Source organism: Rathayibacter sp. AY1H3 (genome assembly GCF_002932015.1).
This window is the reverse complement of the sequence record NZ_PSUU01000084.1, coordinates 1-4,100: the sequence shown is the minus strand read 5'-3', so window position 1 is coordinate 4,100 and position 4,100 is coordinate 1. Positions and strand designations below refer to the sequence as shown.

Below are 4,100 nucleotides of genomic sequence, written 5' to 3'. Positions count from 1 at the left end.
CTGTCGCGAGAGCGGGAGGCGATCGGCGAAGGGCAGTGACATCCGGGGCTCATTTCGTGACGGGGGCCGCGAGGACCGCTGTCGCGGGCCTTCGACGGCATCGGCGGGACAGCGCGTGGCGGCGGGCCGGCCGGGCACGAGCCGCCTACCCTGGAAAACATGGCCAGATCCCATCTCACTCTAGCCGCGCTGGCCACCTCGGCCGTCGAGGGCCTCGACGTCCGCTCCGCGCGCCCCTTCACCTCCTCGACGCACGGCGACTTCGACTCCGCCCTGCTGACGACGCGCGAGGGCGCCCGCCTCGTCGTGCGCGTGCCCACGTCCGCGCTCGCGGAGCAGGAGCAGCTCGGCGACCTCGTCGCGCTCCGGGCGCTGACCGCCGGCATCCGCAGCCGCCTGCCCTTCGATCTGCAGGAGAGCGTCGGGCAGACGCCGTTCGACGGCACCCGCGCGGTCGTCTACGAGTACCTCGAGGGAGATCGCGTCCTCATCGACGACGTGGCCGCGCAGAGCGGGCTCGCGGACTCGATCGGCCGGGCCGTCGGGGCGATCCACTCGCTCCCGGTGTCGTTCGTCCAGGAGGCGGGCCTGCCGATCGCGACCGCGCGCGACAGCGTGAACGAGACGGTCGCGGTGATCGAGCGCGCGGCCGACACCGGCCACGTCCCGGCGGCGCTCGTCGCGCGCTGGGAGTCGGCCTCCTCCGACGAGGCGCTCTGGCAGTTCGACCCGACCGTGGTGAACGGCGCGATGACCGCCGACTCCTTCCTCCGCTCCGGCGACGTCGTCGCGGCCGTGCTCGGCTGGGCGGCGCTGCGGGTCGGCGACCCGGCGCGCGACCTGCACTGGCTGCTGAGCGCCCCGGGCTCCGAGACGGCGCTCTCCGCCTACTCCCGGATGCGCGCGGGAGCAGTGGACCGCACGATCCGCCAGCGCGCCCAGCTCTACGCCGAGCTCGAGCTCGCCCGCTGGCTGCTGCACGGCACCGAGACCGACGACTCCGCCATCGTGGACGACGCGGTCGCCATGCTCGACACGCTGGTCGACAGCGTGCTCGGCGACCTCTCCGCGCCCCTCTCGACCGACACCGGCCCGGTGCTGGCGGTCTCAGAGGTCGAGGAGCTGCTCAACCGCACGCCGGGAGCCCGCACGGGCTCTTCCGCTCACGGCCGCGGGCTCGCTCCCGTCGCCGAGGAGAGCGACTCCGCGAGCTCGCGCTCGGAGTAGAACCGCTCGGGCCGCAGCACGAGGTCGTCGGCGACGAAGTAGAACACGGCGTCGACGCTCTCGAGCGGCACCCCCCGCCAGCGCGAGTAGGCGAGCCGGTACAGCGCGAGTTGGAACTGCTTGAGCTCGAGGTCGGCGGGGTCCTTCGGCGCCCGCCCGGTCTTCCAGTCGACGATCTGCACGCCGTCCTCCGTCGGGTACACCGCGTCGAGCTTGCAGACGACGACGTGGCCTGCGAGCTGGAGGTGGATCTCGATCTCGACCGCCTCCGGGCGCCGGTCGGCCCACTCCGAGCGCTCGAAGGTGGCGATCAGGGCGTCGAGCCGCTCCTGCTCGACGCTCGCGGGGCCGGCGTCGTCGAGCTCGTCGGGGAAGGTGTCGACCGCCTCCGCCCCGCCCTGGACGCCGAAGCGGTTCTCGACCCAGGAGTGGAAGGTCGTGCCGAGCCGGGTCTGCCGGTAGGGGCGCTCCGGCATCGGCCGGCGCAGCTGCGCCGCGACCTCGTCCGGCGTGCTGACGATGTCCTTGAACCGGGAGGCGGGGATGCGGGTGGGCAGCGGCGTGCGCTCGCCCCCGGCCAGCCGCACCGCCCGCTCGGCGAGCAGCAGGCGGATGTCGTCGCCGCGCGCCCCGAGCAGAGCGGGCTCGGCGCTGCGGACCCGGGCGGCGGCGGCGCGGACCCGGTCGCCGCGGGAGCCGAGCGGATCGTGGGGCCAGCGGAACGTGCGCGGGGCCCGCTCGAGCGGGTTCTCCTCGTTCGCGGGCTCGGTCGGCAGCGGCGGGATCGTGCCGGCCTCCTCGAGGTCGCGGAGGAAGACGCCCGGTCCGCGCGGCTTGGCCTGGCCGGCCCACCACGAGCCGCTGAGCAGGAGGTGGTGACGCGCCCGCGTGACGGCCACGTAGGCGAGACGCCGCTCCTCCGCCTCGTTGCGCTCGCGGAGGGTGTCGCCGAACGCTCCGATCGCGTCGACGACCTCCTTCTGCGTGCTGCAGCCGCGCCAGGCGAGATCGGGGAGCTCGGCGGCGTCGCCGCGGAACGCGTAGGGCATCGCGCCCAGTCTGACCCACCCGCGGAAGCCCTCGACCGGCGTGCCGGGGAGCTCGCCGTCGACCATCCGCGGGACGGCGACGAGGTCCCACTCCAGACCCTTGGAGCCGTGGATCGTCAGCAGCTGCACCGTCCCCGGCTCCGGGTCCTCCGGTCGCGGGGCCAGGCCGTCGCGCTTGTCCGCGAGGACGAGCCAGCGGAGGAATCCGCGGAGGGAGGAGCCGGTGCCGGCGCCGCGGTCGTCCGTCTGCAGGTACCCGGCCACCGCCTCGCGGAAGGCCTCGAGGTTGGCGCGGCCGTCCCCGCGCGACTCGTTCGCCTCGACCTCGATGTCCAGGCCCAGCTCCTGCTCGACCAGGGTGACGAAGTCGAGGAGGTCGAGCCCGGCCCGGGCGCGCAGCCGGGCGAACAGGGCGCCCGCCTCGTGCAGGCGCCGCAGGCCCTCGGCGCTGAATCCGCCGAGCGCGGAGTGGTCGATCCGCCCGTCGTCGCCGGGGCGGCGCGCCGCGATGAAGTCGAGGGCCTCGACGATCGAGCCGCCCTCGCCCTCGGTGACGGACGCGCGCATCCGCTCGCGCACCTCCTCCGGGAGCAGCCGGTGGGCGTGGTCGCGCGCCGCGAGCCACGAGGCGAGGTCGCGCAGCGCCTTGAGGTCGCGGACGCCCAGACGCCAGCGGGCGCCGGCCAGGAGGCGGACGAGCTCGCTGCCGGCGGCCGGGTCCTCGACCACGGTGAGCGCGGCGACGAGGTCGGCGATCTCGGGCTGCCGCAGCAGGCCCCCGATGCCGAGGATGTGGTACCGGACGCCGTGCTTCGCCAGCGCGGCGGCGAAGCGGTCCATGTGCGCGCGCACCCGGAAGAGCACCGCGGCCGACGGCGGCTCGGCGTTCTCGCGCAGTTGCCCGGCGAACCAGGCGGCGACGTCGTCCGCCTCCTCCTCGATCGTCTCGGGGAAGGTGAGCTCGACCGGGTGCTCGGAGGCCTGAGGCCCCGCGCTCAGCGTGTCGACCGCGACCGCGCTCCCCGCCGACAGCGGCTCCACGATCGCGTTCGCGGCGGTCAGCACGCGGCGGCCGTTGCGCCAGCTCGTGCTGAGGGAGAAGCGGCCCGCTCCCCCGAAATCGGTGCCGAAGCGGCCGAGCCCCTCGGCGCTCGCACCGCGCCAGCCGTAGATCGACTGGTGCGGGTCGCCCACGGCCATCACTCCCTGCCCGGCGAAGAGCCGCGAGAGGAGGCGGGTCTGCAGCACGGAGGTGTCCTGGTACTCGTCGAGGAGCACCACCCGGTACCTCGCGCGGTGCTCGTCCACGATCCGCGGCACCCTGTCGACGATCCGCAGCGCGAGGGCCACCTGGTCCGAGAACTCGACGAAGCCGCGCTCGGCCTTCGCCTCCTGGAACCGCTCGGCGAGCGCCGTCAGCACCGGCAGCGCGCCCACGGCCTGCAGCGCCTTCTCGAGCTCGCGGTAGAGCCCCGAGCCGCTGCCTCCACGCGGGAGCTCGCCCAGGCGGAGGAAGTCCTCGGCGAACGCGGCGACCGCGGCCGGATCGGCGAGGTTGTCGGCGAGGTCGTGCGCGAGCGAGACGACGAGGTCGGTCAGCCGGTCGATGCCCGCCTCCACCTCGAGGATGCGCGGATCGGCCGTGTCGGCCACGACTCCCCGCGCGAGATGCCAGGCGGAGGCCTCGGAGAGCACGGTCGCGTCCCCCTCGCGGCCGATCAGGGCCGCGTTGTCGCGGAAGATCGTGTTCGCGAAGGCGTTGTAGGTCGAGACGGTGGCGGCCTCGAACGGGTCGGGCGCCGACTGCCCGGGCGCGAGCGGGAG

At 74.7% G+C, this 4,100-nt stretch carries 2 protein-coding genes; one reads left to right on the top strand and one right to left on the bottom strand.

The features are described 5' to 3' along the window. Positions 1–159: 159 nt before the first annotated feature. Positions 160–1,227, top strand: a complete 1,068-nt coding sequence (locus C5C33_RS17860; RefSeq protein WP_104261772.1) for a phosphotransferase — start codon at positions 160–162, stop codon at positions 1,225–1,227. Here the strand turns inward: C5C33_RS17860 and C5C33_RS17855 are convergent. Beyond that, on the bottom strand, positions 1,164–4,100 hold a 2,937-nt coding region (locus C5C33_RS17855; protein ID WP_104261771.1), incomplete at its 5' end, for an ATP-dependent DNA helicase. The two genes, C5C33_RS17860 and C5C33_RS17855, sit on opposite strands and share 64 nt — an antisense overlap.

Excerpts from the sequence above, each read along its gene's own strand:
- C5C33_RS17860 (WP_104261772.1), top strand. The coding sequence starts at position 160 with ATGGCCAGATCCCATCTCACTCTAGCCGCGCTGGCCACCTCGGCCGTC.